Genomic DNA, 14,772 nt, shown 5'->3' with positions numbered 1-14,772 from the left:
AATAGTGCACGCGCCCGCGCAGACCAAGTCATCCGGGGGTGCCACCGGCTCGCCGGTCGCTCAGCCGAGCGCCGCTTCCAGCTCCGGCAACAAGGTAAACAGGTCACCGACCAGCCCGATGTCGGCAATCTCGAAGATCGGCGAATCCGGGTCCTTGTTGATCGCCACGATGGTGCCGGCGTCCTTGATCCCGGTCAGGTGCTGGATGGCGCCGCTGATGCCCACGGCCACATACAGTTCCGGCGAGATGATCTTGCCGGTCTGGCCGACCTGGAGGTCGCTGGGCACGTAGCCGGCGTCCACGGCGGCGCGCGAGGCACCTACGGCGGCACCGAGCTTGTCGGCCAGCTGGAAGATCACCTTGAAGTTCTCTTCCGAACCGACGCCTCGCCCACCGGAGACCACGCGCTTGGCGCTCTGCAGGTCCGGGCGGTCGGTGGCACCGGCCGCCAGGCCGATGAAGCGGGTGTGGGCGGGCAGAGCCGCGTCGACGTTGGCCGCTTCCACGGCGGCGCCGCCGCCCTTGGCCGCTTCCGGCCATGAGGCCGCACGCACGGTGGCGACCACGATCTGGTCGGCCGGCACGTCCACGGTGATGATGGCGTTGCCCGCATAGATCGGGCGCTTGAAGCTGTGGCTACCCTCGACGGTCATCAGGTCCGAGACCTGGTTGACGCCCAGCAGGGCGGCCACACACGGCATCAGGTCCTTGCCGAAGGTGGTCGACGGGCCGAACACGTGGGTGTAGCCGGTGGCCAGCTGCGCGATCTGCGGGGCCAGCACCTGGGCAAGCGCCTGCGCGTTGGCGGTATTGGCCACGGTCAGCACCTTGGCTACGCCCGCCAGTTCGGCGGCCTGCGCGGCCACGGCGGCCGGGTCGGCGGCCAGCACCAGCACGTCGATGCTGGCGCCACTGATCGCGGCGGCCGCGCTCACGGTCTTGGCGGTGGCGGCGTTGAGCTTGCCGTCATGGTGTTCGGCAACAACGAGGATCTTGGTCATTACAGCAACCCCTTCTGCTTGAGTGCAGCGACCAGTTCGGCCGCATCCTTGACCATCACGCCCTTGCTGCGCTTGACCGGCGCGGCGTAGTGGGTGGTCTTGAAGGTATCGGCGGCGTCCACACCCAGGTCGGCCAGCTGCAGAGTCTCCAGCGGCTTGGCCTTGGCCTTCATGATGTCGGGCAGCTTGATGAAGCGCGGCTCGTTCAGGCGCAGGTCGGTGGTGACCACGGCCGGCAGGTCCACTTCCAGCGTTTCCAGGCCGGCATCGACCTCACGGGTGACCGTGGCCTTGCCGTCGGCGATGTCCAGCTTGCTAGCGAAGGTCGCCTGCGGGCGGCCCCACAGCGTGGCCAGCATCTGGCCGGTCTGGTTGGCATCGTCGTCGATGGCCTGCTTGCCCAGGATCACCAGGTCCGGCTGTTCCTTCTCGACGAGCTTAAGCAGGGTGCGCGCGGCGGTCAGCGGCTGGATGGCCTGGTCGGTGACCACGTGGATGGCACGGTTGGCGCCCATGGCCAGGCCATTGCGCAGGTGCGCCTGGGCGTCGGCCGGGGCGATGGTGGCGACGATCACTTCGGTGGCGATGCCCTTGTCGCGCAGGCGCAGGGCTTCTTCCAGGGCGATTTCGTCAAAGGGGTTGGGGGACAGCTTGACGCCGTCGGTGACCACGCCGGAACCGTCCGGCTTGACCTGAATGCGGACGTTGTAGTCCACCACGCGCTTGTACGCGACGAGGATTTTCATCTGGTGCGGGATCCTTCAATAACGGGAAACGTCCGGCGCCGGGAACGGCAACCGGTTCGGGGGTGGGACATGGATTCTAACTGGCTGCGCGCCACCATGCGAATGCGTATGGTGGTGCGCGAGGTCGCCGCATCCATTGTCAAGCCCGGCACGGTATCCTCCTCTGCCCAGCCGCTGCGGATTTCCGTACAGATGCCCCGTTCAGACGCCTCGCTCACCCCGGCCGCGATCGGCATGATCCTGGTCACTCTGGCCATGCTGGCGTGCGGGCAGGTGCTGTTCAAACTGGTGTCTGCCCAGCTGTCGTTCTCCCGCCCGGCAAGCTTTCTGTCCGGTACGCTGCTCGTTGCACTGGCGATGTATGGTGCTGCTACCTTGCTGTGGCTGGCGGTACTGGCTCGGGTTCCATTGTCTGTTGCCTTCCCTTTCTACGGATTGACCTTCCTCCTGGTCCCGACGTTTGCGTGGTGGCTGCTGCATGAGCCGATCAGGCCGCAGACGTGGCTGGGAGGAGCCGTGATCCTTGTGGGGGTGGTGATTTCTTCGTGGGGCAACAGAGCATAGCTATAGCTGCAGCATCTGCACCTCAGACTTTGACGCGTTTTATCGGCTTTGGAGAGGGGAATGGTTCAGGTGGGAGAGCAGTGTCCAGCGTGTCACCGCACGTTGCGGCGTGGACTGCGGGAATGGCACCGCGTCTGTGATGGTTGTACCTACGAAGGCAGCACGCTGCGTGTGGACATTGATACCGACGGGCTGGTCGAGGTTGTAGATGAGGCCCGGCGTGAAGAAGGGTTGGGGCATCTGCGGCAACGGAACTTCCAGGTGCTGGCCGCCGATCTCGTTGGCCGCAAGCCGGCGGGACCGTCTGGACGCCCGACCATGCTGGACGTGGGATGTGCACATGGATGGTTCATGGAGTCCGTCCAGCACCATTTCCAGACCACCGGAATCGAGCCCGATGCGCGCATTGCCGCGCTTGCTGTCGGCAAAGGCCTGGCGGTCCGCAAAGGCTTCTTCCCAGACGTACTGGCTGCTGACGAGCGCTTCGACGTGATCGTGTTCAATGATGTGCTGGAGCACATCCCTGATATCGATGCAGCCCTGCGCGCCTGCGTGCGCCACCTTCGCCATGATGGGGTGGTGGTGGTGAACGCGCCAGCGCGGACGGGCGTGCTCTACCAGACGTCAAGATGGTTGGCGCGGCTGGGCCTGCCGGCCTCGTTTGATCGCATGTGGCAGGAAGGCTTCCCCTCCCCCCATGTGCATTATCTGGACGATGCCAGCATGGCGGCGATTGGAGCCAATGCGGGCTTGAACATCGCGGCAGTTCGAACGCTTCCCTCCATGACCGCGCGTGGTCTGTATGCCCGTATCCGCACGGACCGTACGGTTTCCGCGCCGAAAGCACTGGCGGTCAGCGCGGTGCTGACGGTTGCCAGCCCTCTGGTGAGCGTGATGCCGGCCGACATCAAGGTCTGGCTGCTGCAGGCTTCTTGAGGGGCCGTCCGGCTGGGGTGGCAGCGGCGTGTTCATTCCTTGGCAGGTCGATGCCGGCCTGCCGTTGTATGCTTCCGAGCTGGAGTCCGGCCCCTTCTGGGAGCGCGGCGCAGGAAACATGAACAGGAGAACAGGTAGTGCCCACATGGCTTGTCACCGGCGGTGCCGGATTCATCGGCGGTAATTTCGTACTGGAAGCCGTCGCCAAGGGCGTGCGGGTCATCAACCTGGACGCGCTGACCTACGCCGGCAACCTGAAGACGTTGGCCCCGCTGGAGGGCAATCCGGACCACGTATTCGCGCACGGCGATATCGGCGACCGTGAGCTGGTGGCGCGCCTGCTGGCCGAACACCAGCCCGATGCAGTGCTGAACTTCGCCGCCGAAAGCCACGTGGACCGCTCCATCGACGGCCCCGGCGCCTTCATCCAGACCAACGTCGTGGGCACCCTTGGCCTGCTCGAGGCGGTGCGCGACTATTGGAAGGCGCTGCCGGCCGACAAGAGCCAGGCCTTCCGTTTCCTGCATGTCTCCACCGACGAGGTGTACGGCACCCTGGGCGAGACCGGCAAGTTCAGCGAGACCACCCAGTACGCGCCCAACTCGCCGTACTCGGCGTCCAAGGCCGCCTCGGACCATCTGGTGCGTGCGTTCCACCACACCTACGGGTTGCCGGTGCTGACCACCAACTGCTCCAACAACTACGGCCCGTACCACTTCCCGGAAAAGCTCATTCCGCTGGTGATCGCCAAGGCGCTGGCCGGCGAACCGCTGCCGGTGTATGGCGACGGCAAGCAGGTGCGCGACTGGTTGTTCGTCTCCGACCACTGCGAAGCGATCCGCACCGTGCTGGCCAAGGGCCAGGTGGGTGAGACCTACAACGTGGGTGGCAACTCCGAGAAGGAGAACATTGAAGTGGTGCACGCCATCTGCGCGCTGCTCGATGCACGCCGCCCGCGCGAAGACGGGCAGCCGCGCAGCAGCCAGATCACCTATGTGGCCGACCGTCCGGGCCATGACCGCCGCTACGCGATCGACGCCAGCAAGCTCAAGGACCAGCTCGGCTGGGAGCCTGCGTACACCTTCGATCAGGGCATCGCCTTCACCGTGGACTGGTACCTGGACAACCAGGAATGGGTCAACGGCGTGCTGGACGGCAGTTATCGCCTGCAGCGCATCGGCACCGCGGATTGAATCAAGGACCCAACATGACCCAGCGCAAAGGCATCATCCTCGCCGGTGGTTCGGGCACCCGCCTGTATCCCATCACCAAGGGCGTCAGCAAACAGCTGCTGCCGGTGTATGACAAGCCGATGATCTATTACCCGCTCAGTGTGCTGATGCTGGCCGGGATACGTGACGTACTGATCATCAACACGCCGCATGAGCAGGCCCTGTTCCAGACGCTGCTGGGCGATGGCTCGCAGTGGGGCATGAACATCGAGTACGCCGTGCAGCCCAGTCCGGATGGCCTGGCGCAGGCGTACCTGATTGGCCGCGACTTCGTCGACGGCAAGCCAAGCTGCCTGGTGCTGGGCGACAACATCTTCCACGGCCATGGCCTGACCGAAGTGCTGCGCACCGCCGACCAGCGCGATCACGGTGCCACCGTGTTCGGCTACTGGGTCAACGACCCCGAGCGCTACGGCGTGGCCGAGTTCGACAAGGCCGGCAAGGTGATCGACCTGGTCGAAAAGCCGGCCAACCCGCGCTCGAACTACGCGGTCACCGGGCTTTACTTCTATGACGGCAATGCCAGCCACCATGCGGCGGAGCTGAAGCCGTCGCCGCGCGGCGAGCTGGAAATCACCGATCTCAACCGGCGTTACCTGCGCGAGGGCAACCTGCATCTGGAAGCACTGGGCCGTGGTTATGCGTGGCTCGACACCGGCACGCACCAGTCGCTGCTCGAAGCATCCAACTTCATCGAAACCATCCAGACCCGGCAGGGTCTGCAGGTCTGCTGCCCGGAGGAAATCGCCTTCGGCCAGGGATGGATCAATGCCGAACAGCTTGAAGCGCTGGCCGCACCGCTCATCAAGAATGGCTACGGCCAGTACCTGCATACACTCGCGCTGCGCGGAGTCGTTCCGTGAAAGTGATTGAAACCAAGCTGCCTGGCTGCGTCGTGATCGAGCCCGCCGTGTTCGGCGATGCCCGGGGTTATTTCTTCGAAACCTGGAATGCCGAGCGCTTCGCGGCGCTGGGCCTGCCGGACCGTTTCGTGCAGAGCAACGTCTCCACCTCGGCCAAGGGTGTCCTGCGCGGCCTGCACTACCAGTGGCCGCGCCCGCAGGGCAAGCTGGTCAGCGTGCTGGAAGGCGAGGTCTACGACGTGGCCGTGGACATCCGCCGTGGATCGCCGACCTTCGGTCAGTGGGAGGCGGTGGTGCTGAGCGCGGAGAACAAGAAGCAGTTCTGGATTCCGGAAGGCTTCGCGCATGGTTTCGCCGTGCTGTCCGAACGCGCGGTGTTCAGTTACCTGTGCACGGAGGTCTATCTCAAGGACTTCGATGCCGGCGTACGCTGGAATGACGCCGATATCGGCGTGGACTGGCCGATCAGTGCGCCCACGTTGTCTGCCAAGGACGAGAACGCGCCGTTCCTGAAGGACATTGCCGAAGATCGTCTGCCGGTCTTCGTGCCATGAAAGTCCTGCTGTTCGGCGGCAACGGCCAGCTCGGCCAGGAACTGCTGCGCGCGCTGGCGCCGCTGGGGACCATCGTGGCGACGACCCGCAGCGGCGGCCTCGCCGACGGCAGTCCGTGCGAGGCCGCGGATTTCGATCAGCCCGACACCCTGATGGCCGTGCTGGACCGTGTCCAACCCGACGTGGTGGTCAACGCAGCCGCGTATACGGCCGTGGACCGCGCCGAGGGTGAGCGCGACGCGGCATGGCGGACCAACGCCGACGCGCCGGGCGTGATCGCGCGCTGGTGCGCCGCTGCCGGCGTGCCCTTCGTGCACTATTCCACCGACTACGTGTTCGATGGGCAGGGCAAGCGCCCCTACGCCGAAGAAGATCCCACCGCACCGCTGGGTGTGTATGGCGAGAGCAAGCTGGCCGGTGAAGATGCCGTGCGTGCTGCAGGTGGCCGGCACCTGATCTTCCGTACCGCGTGGGTGTATGCCCCGCACAGCGCCAACTTCCTGCGCACCATGCTGCGCGTCGGTGCCGAGCGTGACGTGCTGCGCGTGGTTGCCGATCAGATTGGCACGCCGACCCCGGCCGCGCTCATCGCCGACGTTACCGCGCAGGCGCTGCAGCATCCGGCTGGCCTTTCCGGCACGTGGCACCTGACCGCGCAGGGCGAAACCAGCTGGCATGGGTTCGCCGAGTCGATCTTCGCCGAGGCCGTGGCGAAGGGGAAACTCGCCCGTGCGCCCAGGGTGGAGGCGATCACCACGGCCGAGTATCCGACGCCTGCAAAGCGGCCGGCGTATTCGCATCTGGACGTGGCCAGGATCCAGTCGGATTTCGGCATCGTGCTGCCAAGCTGGCAGGACGGCTTGAAGCGTGTGATCGCGGAGCTGTAAACGAAAAACCCGGCAATGCCGGGTTTTTTGTTGGGTGCTACCGCGTACGTCAACTCCGCCCGTACGTATCCTCGAACCGCACGATGTCATCCTCGCCGAGGTAACTGCCGGACTGCACTTCGATCAACTCCAGCGGCAGCTTGCCCGGGTTGCGCAGCCGGTGGGTCACGCCCAGCGGAATATACGTGCTCTGGTTTTCACCCAGCAGGATCACCTCGTCACCGCGGGTGACCTCGGCGGTACCGCTCACCACCACCCAGTGTTCGGCACGGTGGTGGTGCATCTGCAGGCTGAGCGTGCCGCCGGGCTTCACCGTGATGCGCTTGACCTGGAAACGCTCGCCGTTGTCGATCGAGTCGTAGGCGCCCCACGGGCGGTACACCTTGCGGTGCCAGGTCGCTTCGGGGCGCGCCTCGGCCTTGAGCTGCGCCACCACCTGTTTGATCTCCTGCATGCGGTCACTGCGGCCGACCATCACCGCATCGTCGGTCTCGACCACGATCACGTCGTCCAGCCCCACCAGTGCGATCAACCGTTCGCCGTAGGCGTAGGTATTGCGGCAGTCGATGGCGATGACATCGCCGTGGTGCGCGTTGCCATCGGCATCCTGCGGCGACACATCGCGCAGCGCGGTCCACGAGCCCACGTCGTTCCAGCCTGCATCCAGCGGCACCACCACGGCGTCTTCGGTCTTCTCCATCACCGCGTAGTCGATGGAGTCGGCCGGCACGGCGGCGAATGCGTCCTTGTCCAGCCGGGTGAAGTCGGTATCGCGTCGTGCCAGCTGCCAGGCATTGCGGCTGGCGGCGAGCATGGCCGGCTGGAACGTTTCCAGCTCGGCCAGGTAGCGCGACGCCTTGAACAGGAACATGCCGCTGTTCCAGAAATACTCGCCGGACTGCACATACTGCAGCGCGGTGTCCGCGTCCGGCTTTTCGACGAACCGGTCCACGGCGCGCACCGCCTCACCCGAGGAGGCCTTGATGTAGCCGTAGCCGGTCTCCGGGCCGGTGGGCACGATGCCGAAGGTGACCAGCTTGCCGTCCCGTGCGGCCGGCAGCGCGCTGATCACGGCGGCGCGGAAGGCGGCCTCATCGGCAATCACGTGGTCCGACGGCAGCACCAGCAGCAGCGGGTCGCCTTCCTCCAGCGTGGCTTCCAGCGCAGCTACGGCAATTGCCGGTGCCGTGTTGCGCCCGACCGGCTCCAGCAGGATCGCCTGCGGCTGTACGCCCAACTGCTGCAGCTGCTCGGCGGCCACGAAGCGGTGTTCCTCGTTGGCCACCACCAGCGGTGCGCGCCCTGCGATAGGCGCCACACGCTGCCAAGTGGCCTGCAGCATGGTCTGTTCGCCGGCCAGGGCCAGGAACTGCTTGGGGTAGGCCTCGCGCGACAGCGGCCACAGCCGTGTGCCGGAGCCGCCAGACAGAATGACCGGAAGAATATCGTTCATCGGGCGGGGCCTCAGGATGCCTTGAGCAACTGCGAAATTTCGTCCGTGCGCTGCTGCAGCAGGGCGGCATCGCCACGCGTTTCCACATTCAACCGCAACAGCGGCTCGGTGTTGGAGCTGCGCAGGTTGAAGCGCCACTGGCCGAAGTCGGCGCTGATGCCATCGGTATGGTCCAGCGTCGGCCCATGCGGAGCGAAGTGCTCCATCACCCGCGCGACGGCGAGCTTGGCATCGGTGACCTTGAAATTGATCTCGCCGCTGCAGGGGAACTTCTGCATGCGTGCCTCGACCAGGTCGGCCAGCGAGCGGCCGGATTCGGATACCAGCGCGGCGATCAGCAGCCACGGAATCATGCCGGAGTCGGCGTAGGCGAATTCGCGGAAGTAATGGTGCGCGCTCATCTCGCCGCCATACACGGCGTTTTCGCTGCGCATCTTTTCCTTGATGAAGGCATGCCCGCTCTTGCACAGCACCGGCTGGCCACCGGCTGCTTCCACCATTTCCACGGTGTTCCAGGTCAGGCGCGGGTCATGCACGATCTTGCCGCCGGGGTGGCGCGCCAGCGCGGCCTGCGCCAGCAGGCCGACCAGGTAATAGCCTTCGATGAAGCGGCCGGTGTGGTCAAAGAAGAAGCAGCGGTCGAAGTCGCCGTCCCAGGCAATGCCGAAGTCCGCGCCATGCTCGCGCACGGCCTGCGCGGTGAGTTCGCGGTTTTCCTGCAACAGCGGATTGGGAATGCCGTTGGGGAAGCTGCCGTCCGGCTCGTGCGCGATGCGCACGAACTCGAACGGGAGGTGCGGTGCCAGCAGGTCCACGATGATGCCGGCGCCGCCGTTGCCGGCGTTGACCACCAGCTTCAGCGGCTTCAGCGCGGCGCGGTCCACGTAGCTGAGCAGGTGCTCGATGTAGGCGCCCTTGTCCGGGTGCGACTGGATGCCGGCGCGCGGTTCGGCCGCGAGCGCGGTGTCGGCCTCGACCGCATCGGAGATCGCGAACAGGCCGGTGTCCGAACTGATCGGCCGGGCCTGCTGCTTGACCAGCTTCATGCCGTTGTAGTCCATCGGATTGTGGCTGGCGGTCACCATCACCCCGCCGGCGGCGTTGAGGTGGTCCACCTGGAAGTAGACCTCCTCCGTACCGCACAGCCCAATGTCCAACACCTCTCGGCCGGCGCCGCGCAGCCCGGCGGCCAATGCGTCCTGCAGCGCAGGGCTGGTCAGGCGTACGTCATGACCGACCACGACGGTGCCCGGGTCCAGCTGCGCGGCCAGCGCCACGCCGATGCGGCGCGCCAGGTCTTCGTTCAGCTCGTCCGGCACCCGGCCGCGGATGTCGTATGCCTTGAATGCGGGAAGTGTCATGTCGGTCCTCGTACAGGTCAGTTGGGTAGTCTAACCGGTGGCCTGTAACGGTAGCGCTTACAGCCCATTCACTGGGGATCGGACGCAGCCGCCGGGGCCAAACAAGCTGGCCCCGGCGGGAGACGGAGGATCATTGGGATTGTGCGGCGCGGGACCAGCTGAGCAGGGCGATTTCCCCTACGTGTTGGGTCGGATCAGCCGCATCCGAACGCATATACGCCCGGCTACTGCCAGATGTAGCCCATGACGCCTTCATTGATGGTGGATCTCACACCCTCACAATTTGAATCCGTAGAGTCGAAATGGTCTCCCCAACGACCACCACTGAGTCCGGTACGCAGGCAGCGATAGAGCGCGACGGTGCCGGGTAGCGGGGTGGGAGAGACATTGCCCGTGATGGGGGCAGACGCCATCGGAATATGCCCCTCACAATCGGCTTGTCGCGACGTAAACCTGTCGCTGTAGTCGTTGGCAATGCAGTGGTACAGCGGGACGCTGCCAGGGAATTCCGTAAACGAGACGAATCCCAGTACGCCTTCTCGCCGACCCGGATGCACCTGCCAGCTCGGGGCCGGACGCACAGAGAAACTGTCGTCCTTGGCTACCCATCGTTCCAGCTCAACCAACAGGACGCCTTCGGGGATCGCCGCTACACCATTGGACGAAGCAGCGACGCCATTTTGGTTCTGGCCAAGATACATTCCATCCTGCGCCATTACTCCGCCGCTCATCAGGCACGCCGCTGCCAAACCGATTACCAAATTCCTCTTCATTCCTTTTCATTCCTTGGAAGCGCGCATTCATTGCGCGAGGATGAATATACGTTTCCAGGCAGCAAAAATACTGAGACTGGCGTCGCGCAACGTCTGTCACCCTGAGGAGTTGTCGAACGTGGGTCCGGAAGAGCCACATGGCTAACTTCCGGGGTAGCGAAGCCGACGGTTCCCACCCGGACGGCTACAATGGCGGCTCACATCAACGAGGTGAGGGCGTAGATGAGCAAGTCCCCAGACAACGGCGGTCGGCGCGGCAAGCGCTACGCCAGCGCCGCCGAGGCGCTGCAGGGCGTGGTGGCCGATGGCCAGACCCTGGCGGTCGGCGGTTTCGGCCTGTGCGGCATTCCCGAGGCCCTGATCGCCGCGCTGCGCGACAGCGGGGTGAAGGGCCTGACGGTGATCTCCAACAATGCCGGCGTGGACGGCTTCGGCCTGGGCCAGCTGCTGGAAACGCGGCAGATCCTGAAGATGATTTCGTCCTACGTGGGCGAGAACAAGGAATTCGAGCGGCAGTTCCTGGCCGGCGAACTCGAGCTGGAATTCAATCCGCAGGGCACCCTTGCCGAGCGCCTGCGTGCCGGCGGCGCGGGCATTCCGGCCTTCTTCACCGCCACTGGCTACGGCACCGTGGTGGCAGAGGGCAAGGAAACCCGCGAATTCGACGGCAAGCACTACGTGATGGAAACCGCCCTGCGCGCCGACGTCGCGCTGGTCAAGGCGTGGAAGGCCGACGAGGCGGGCAACCTGGTGTTCCGCAAGACCGCGCGCAACTTCAACCCGGCCTGCGCCATGGCCGGCAAGCTGTGCATCGTGGAAGTGGAGCAGGTGGTGCCGGTGGGCGACATCGACCCGGACCAGGTGCACCTGCCGGGCATCTATGTGCACCGCATCGTGCACAACCCCACCCCCGAAAAACGCATCGAACAACGCACCGTGCGTGCGGAGGGCAACTGACATGGCATGGACCCGCGACGAAATGGCGCAACGCGCCGCCCGCGAGCTGACCGACGGTGCCTACGTGAACCTGGGCATCGGCCTGCCGACCCTGGTGGCCAACCATATTCCGGAGGGCGTGGACGTGTGGCTGCAGTCAGAGAACGGCCTGCTCGGCATCGGCCCGTTCCCGACCGACGCCGAGGTGGATGCAGACCTGATCAACGCCGGCAAGCAGACCGTCACCGCGCGTGCGGGGGCGAGCTACTTCGGCAGCCATGACAGCTTCGCCATGATCCGCGGCGGCCACGTGAACCTGGCCATCCTCGGCGCCATGCAGGTCACCGACAAGGGCGATCTGGCCAACTGGATGGTGCCCGGCAAGATGGTCAAGGGCATGGGCGGCGCGATGGACCTGGTGGCCGGCGTTCAGCGCGTGGTGGTGCTGATGGAGCACACCGCCAAGAACGGCGAACACAAGATCCTGCCCGAATGCACGCTGCCGCTGACCGGCGTGGGCGTGGTGGACCGCATCATCACCGACCTGGCCGTGTTCGACGTGACCGACGCCGGCCTGGTGCTGGTCGAGGCGGCACCGGGCGTGAGCACGGACGAGCTGAAGGAGAAGACCGGGGTCAGCTTCGGCTGACCTCGCGCCGTAGAGCGACGCCATGCGTCGCTGCCTTCTTCCAGCCATTCACCGACGTGCGTGGAGGCGATAGCCCCTCGCCGGAATGGCGAGGGATGTCGGGAGGTTGAAAGCCGCCTATCGGCACGCGGTGCGACGTATTTCCGCGAGGGTGTTGTATTTCGTCACCCTCCCGACGCAGAACGCAAAGACTACTCGTGAGGAGCTTTCAAACTCCGAGGGTTAACCATGCGTACGCTGCGACGGTAGCGGAAGTTGGTTGTATCTGTTGATGCGTGTGGGGTGCTTTGATGGCATCAATCGTTGTGACGTGATATGCCTCGATGCGCTTGCAGAGCGTTGTGTGGCAACGATGTTGGATATTGCGATGTGGTCCGCAATTTGGACCGCTGCACGGCGTTCTGCGTTGGTTGCGGGGGAATCCGCGATGGCGTTTATGGCATTTGCTGCGCTGTTTTACGCGCGACGAGCACGGTGTCGATTGTGGTCATGCGTTACCGGACGTTGGGGCGTTCCGTGCAGTCGTCTGGGGACCGACCCTACCGGCGGTCGGCTGCGAATGTGCTTCCTACGTGCGGCGGACAGGCTGCCGATGCGTCGCTGCCGTACGGCCGCGGCACAACCTGCTCCCGGCGCGGCTGCTGCTTCGATCCGTTTTTCAGCGCAATGCTAGAATTTCCGGCTTGGCCTTGGTAACTCTGGAATGCTGCCGTGATAAAGCCCAGGAAGGGGAACCCCTCCGTTCTGCAACGTTGGCTGGCCGGTCTGGTGATCGCGGCGGCGCTGGTAGTAGGGTTGCGCGGCATCGCCAAAGACGTCGATTTCAGCGGATCGCTCCTGCGCCAAGCCTTCGTTGCCGACGCGGGCTGGACCGAGTCGGTACCGCCCGAAGTGGTCGAGGCCCGCGAGCTGCTTCGCCACGAGCAAAGCGGCGCGCCGGTTGCATTGGCATCGGGCCTCTGGGAAGACCCCTTGGTGCGCGAGCGCCTATGGGACGGGCTGTACCCGCGCCGTGTGCATTGGGCCGACAAGGGCCTGATGCTCTGGCGCACGCCGGGCCCCCAGCAGCCAAACTGCACCGAAATCGCAAGGAGTGAGCGCATTGTTCTCGTTGACTGCCACTGACGCGGGCGCCCGCCCGGCGCTGGCCATGCTGGCTGGCGTGCTGCTCTGTTATGCCTTCGCCGCGTTCGGCTGGGTAGGGCTGCCGGCGCAGATCGCCTTCATCGCCGTGCTGCTGTGCGCGCTCTGGTCGCTGCTGGCCCTGCGCGACGGCCGCGCGGCCTGGATGCTGGGCATCGTGGCCGTGCTGCTGGTCCTCGCGCTGGGCAGCCCCACCGACGAATGGGACCCACGCTCGATCTGGATGCTGCACGCCAAGCGGATCTACCTGGAGGGCTCGCTGTACGCCCAGCTGGATGGCTATGCCATCTTCAGCCACAACGACTACCCCTCGCTGCTGCCGCTGTGGTCGGCCACGTCGGCCAAGGTGGTCGGCCACTGGAACGAGATCTTCCCCAAGGCTGCGGCCACGCTGCTGCTGTTGCCGGCGCTGCTGCTGATCGCGCGCAGCCTGCGCACGTGGTGGGCCGCCGGGCTGTTCGCGGTGGCGGTGCTGGAGGTGGGCGGCCGGTATCTGGTTGACGGGTACATGGACGCGTTCCTGGCCGTCTACGCGGTTGCCGCCCTGGCCGTGGCGATCCAGCCGCGCAGAGACCCCGCCGAGGGGGCGTGGTTCAACCTCGCTGCGTATGCGGCGCTGTCGGCGGTGCTGACGCTGATCAAGAACGAAGGTGCGGTGCTGGCCATCCTGGTGGGCGTTGTCGCGGTGGCCACCCTGCTGCTGCGCGACCGCCGCATGCCGTGGGCGCTGCTGGCCGCGTTCGCCGTGTCGATGCTGCCGCTGGTTGCCTGGAAGCTGGCCGTTGCCGGCGCCGACCTGGGCAACGACCTGGCCCAGAGTGATCTGAAGGGGCAGCTGCTGGCGCGCCTGCCCGACATCGCACCGACCCTGCTGATCCTGAAGGCCATGCTGCGCAGTGCCGTCTGGGTACCGTTGGTGCTGCTGCTGGTACTGTGGACCCGCACCTGGCGCGTGCCCGCCGCCCGGGCCGGGCTGGCTGTCGCCGCAGCCTACTTCGGCGTGCTGTTCATCGTTTACCTGAGTACCCCGCACGACCTGGTGTGGCACCTGGCCACCAGTGCCAAGCGCGTTGCGCTGCCGGTGCAGTTGCTGTTGATGTACGCGGTGGTGATGGTACTGGACCAGTGGAAACAGGCCGCCCCGCGCAATGCTGCAGGAGAACACAATGGTTGAGTCCAGCGAGTCGTTCGTGGTGGTGACGCCGGTCTATGAAGACCACGTGGCCTCGACCCGGTTGTTCACCGAGCTGGCGCGCCTGTATGGCGACCGCGTCTTCGTGGTGGCCGTGGACGACGGCTCCATCCGCGAACCGGTGCAGCCGTTCCAGCTCTCCGGCTCCGGGGTGAGCGGGGTGGTGCTGAAGCTGCGCCGCAATGTCGGCCATCAGAAGGCCATCGCGGTCGGTCTGGGCTATGTGGAGGAGAACCTGCCGGACGCCACGCGGGTGATCGTGATGGATTCCGATGGCGAGGACCTGCCCGAGACCATCGCCACGCTGCTGGACGCGGTGCGCGACGACACGGTCGACGTGGCGGTGGCGCGGCGCAGGAGCCGGGTGGAAACGCTGCGCTTCCGCGCGTTCTACGTGGTGTACAAATTCATCTTCCAGCTGCTCACCGGGCGCACCATCAGCTTCGGCAACTTCATGGCGATCAAGGTCAGTGCGCTGCAC

16 protein-coding genes are annotated in these 14,772 nt (G+C 65.5%); 11 read left to right on the top strand and 5 right to left on the bottom strand.

Going from position 1 to position 14,772, the window contains the following annotated elements; genetic code table 11:
• Nucleotides 1-60: 60 nt before the first annotated feature.
• Together ACREPD_RS08650 and ACREPD_RS08645 are read right to left on the bottom strand one after the other, a co-directional pair.
• Entirely contained in the window at nucleotides 61-1,002 is a 942-nt protein-coding gene (locus ACREPD_RS08650; RefSeq protein WP_431598940.1) for an electron transfer flavoprotein subunit alpha/FixB family protein, read from the bottom strand.
• Nucleotides 1,002-1,748: an electron transfer flavoprotein subunit beta/FixA family protein gene (locus tag ACREPD_RS08645; RefSeq protein WP_431598939.1), complete on the bottom strand. Its 747-nt coding sequence runs from the start codon at nucleotides 1,746-1,748 to the stop codon at nucleotides 1,002-1,004. The genes ACREPD_RS08650 and ACREPD_RS08645 overlap by 1 nt, the downstream gene beginning before the upstream one ends.
• 69 nt (nucleotides 1,749-1,817) lie before the next feature.
• On the opposite strand from ACREPD_RS08645, the gene ACREPD_RS08640 reads away from it, so the two are divergent.
• From ACREPD_RS08640 to rfbD, 6 genes are all read left to right on the top strand, one after another.
• Nucleotides 1,818-2,312 carry an EamA family transporter gene (locus ACREPD_RS08640; protein ID WP_431598938.1) on the top strand — a complete coding sequence of 165 codons (495 nt, stop codon included), beginning with the start codon at nucleotides 1,818-1,820 and terminating at the stop codon, nucleotides 2,310-2,312.
• A 171-nt stretch (nucleotides 2,313-2,483) separates the two neighbouring features.
• A complete protein-coding gene (locus ACREPD_RS08635) occupies nucleotides 2,484-3,248 on the top strand; it encodes a class I SAM-dependent methyltransferase (RefSeq protein ID WP_431598937.1) in 765 nt (254 codons plus the stop codon).
• 137 nt (nucleotides 3,249-3,385) lie between these two features.
• Nucleotides 3,386-4,441 (top strand): dTDP-glucose 4,6-dehydratase, encoded by a 1,056-nt coding sequence (rfbB, locus tag ACREPD_RS08630; RefSeq protein WP_431598936.1) that lies wholly within the window; start codon nucleotides 3,386-3,388, stop codon nucleotides 4,439-4,441.
• 14 nt (nucleotides 4,442-4,455) lie between these two features.
• The gene (rfbA, locus tag ACREPD_RS08625) at nucleotides 4,456-5,343 is read left to right on the top strand and encodes a glucose-1-phosphate thymidylyltransferase RfbA (RefSeq protein ID WP_431598935.1); all 888 of its coding nucleotides are present in this window, start codon (nucleotides 4,456-4,458) and stop codon (nucleotides 5,341-5,343) included.
• On the top strand, nucleotides 5,340-5,897 hold the full coding sequence (rfbC, locus tag ACREPD_RS08620) for a dTDP-4-dehydrorhamnose 3,5-epimerase (RefSeq protein ID WP_431598934.1): 558 nt from the start codon (nucleotides 5,340-5,342) through the stop codon (nucleotides 5,895-5,897). Before rfbA ends, rfbC begins: the two co-directional genes overlap by 4 nt.
• Nucleotides 5,894-6,784 carry a dTDP-4-dehydrorhamnose reductase gene (gene rfbD / locus ACREPD_RS08615; RefSeq protein WP_431598933.1) on the top strand — a complete coding sequence of 297 codons (891 nt, stop codon included), beginning with the start codon at nucleotides 5,894-5,896 and terminating at the stop codon, nucleotides 6,782-6,784. Before rfbC ends, rfbD begins: the two co-directional genes overlap by 4 nt.
• A 49-nt stretch (nucleotides 6,785-6,833) precedes the next feature.
• Here the strand turns inward: rfbD and ACREPD_RS08610 are convergent, their stop codons facing one another.
• From ACREPD_RS08610 to ACREPD_RS08600, 3 genes are all read right to left on the bottom strand, one after another.
• A complete protein-coding gene (locus ACREPD_RS08610) occupies nucleotides 6,834-8,237 on the bottom strand; it encodes a mannose-1-phosphate guanylyltransferase/mannose-6-phosphate isomerase (RefSeq protein ID WP_431598932.1) in 1,404 nt (467 codons plus the stop codon).
• Nucleotides 8,238-8,248: 11 nt separating this feature from the next.
• The gene (locus ACREPD_RS08605; RefSeq protein ID WP_431598931.1) at nucleotides 8,249-9,598 is read right to left on the bottom strand and encodes a phosphomannomutase; all 1,350 of its coding nucleotides are present in this window, start codon (nucleotides 9,596-9,598) and stop codon (nucleotides 8,249-8,251) included.
• A 224-nt stretch (nucleotides 9,599-9,822) separates the two neighbouring features.
• Nucleotides 9,823-10,371: a hypothetical protein gene (locus tag ACREPD_RS08600; protein WP_431598930.1), complete on the bottom strand. Its 549-nt coding sequence runs from the start codon at nucleotides 10,369-10,371 to the stop codon at nucleotides 9,823-9,825.
• A 222-nt stretch (nucleotides 10,372-10,593) separates the two neighbouring features.
• Between ACREPD_RS08600 and ACREPD_RS08595 the strand changes: the two genes are divergently transcribed.
• The 5 genes from ACREPD_RS08595 to ACREPD_RS08575 all read left to right on the top strand — a co-directional run.
• Nucleotides 10,594-11,328 carry a CoA transferase subunit A gene (locus ACREPD_RS08595; RefSeq protein WP_431598929.1) on the top strand — a complete coding sequence of 245 codons (735 nt, stop codon included), beginning with the start codon at nucleotides 10,594-10,596 and terminating at the stop codon, nucleotides 11,326-11,328.
• Between the two features lies 1 nt (nucleotide 11,329).
• Complete coding sequence (locus ACREPD_RS08590) at nucleotides 11,330-11,956, top strand: CoA transferase subunit B (protein ID WP_431598928.1); 627 nt, start codon at nucleotides 11,330-11,332, stop codon at nucleotides 11,954-11,956.
• 711 nt (nucleotides 11,957-12,667) lie between these two features.
• Entirely contained in the window at nucleotides 12,668-13,081 is a 414-nt protein-coding gene (locus ACREPD_RS08585) for a hypothetical protein (protein WP_431598927.1), read from the top strand.
• On the top strand, nucleotides 13,059-14,273 hold the full coding sequence (locus ACREPD_RS08580) for a hypothetical protein (RefSeq protein WP_431598926.1): 1,215 nt from the start codon (nucleotides 13,059-13,061) through the stop codon (nucleotides 14,271-14,273). Before ACREPD_RS08585 ends, ACREPD_RS08580 begins: the two co-directional genes overlap by 23 nt.
• On the top strand, nucleotides 14,266-14,772 hold a 507-nt coding region (locus ACREPD_RS08575), incomplete at its 3' end, for a glycosyltransferase (protein WP_431598925.1). The genes ACREPD_RS08580 and ACREPD_RS08575, both read left to right, overlap by 8 nt.

Source organism: Stenotrophomonas sp. (genome assembly GCF_050737075.1).
In the GTDB taxonomy this organism is placed as follows: domain Bacteria; phylum Pseudomonadota; class Gammaproteobacteria; order Xanthomonadales; family Xanthomonadaceae; genus Stenotrophomonas.
The sequence above is the reverse complement of the archived record's forward strand: the minus strand, read 5'-3'. Positions and strand labels throughout refer to the sequence as shown.

What these genes read in the sequence shown, in the direction of transcription:
- ACREPD_RS08595 (WP_431598929.1), top strand. Translation starts at nt 10,594, where the DNA reads ATGAGCAAGTCCCCAGACAACGGCGGTCGGCGCGGCAAGCGCTACGCC.
- rfbD (WP_431598933.1), top strand. Translation starts at nt 5,894, where the DNA reads ATGAAAGTCCTGCTGTTCGGCGGCAACGGCCAGCTCGGCCAGGAACTG.
- ACREPD_RS08600 (WP_431598930.1), bottom strand. Translation starts at nt 10,371, where the DNA reads ATGAAGAGGAATTTGGTAATCGGTTTGGCAGCGGCGTGCCTGATGAGC.
- ACREPD_RS08645 (WP_431598939.1), bottom strand. Translation starts at nt 1,748, where the DNA reads ATGAAAATCCTCGTCGCGTACAAGCGCGTGGTGGACTACAACGTCCGC.
- ACREPD_RS08650 (WP_431598940.1), bottom strand. Translation starts at nt 1,002, where the DNA reads ATGACCAAGATCCTCGTTGTTGCCGAACACCATGACGGCAAGCTCAAC.
- ACREPD_RS08605 (WP_431598931.1), bottom strand. Translation starts at nt 9,598, where the DNA reads ATGACACTTCCCGCATTCAAGGCATACGACATCCGCGGCCGGGTGCCG.
- ACREPD_RS08590 (WP_431598928.1), top strand. Translation starts at nt 11,330, where the DNA reads ATGGCATGGACCCGCGACGAAATGGCGCAACGCGCCGCCCGCGAGCTG.
- rfbA (WP_431598935.1), top strand. Translation starts at nt 4,456, where the DNA reads ATGACCCAGCGCAAAGGCATCATCCTCGCCGGTGGTTCGGGCACCCGC.
- ACREPD_RS08610 (WP_431598932.1), bottom strand. Translation starts at nt 8,237, where the DNA reads ATGAACGATATTCTTCCGGTCATTCTGTCTGGCGGCTCCGGCACACGG.
- ACREPD_RS08640 (WP_431598938.1), top strand. Translation starts at nt 1,818, where the DNA reads ATGGATTCTAACTGGCTGCGCGCCACCATGCGAATGCGTATGGTGGTG.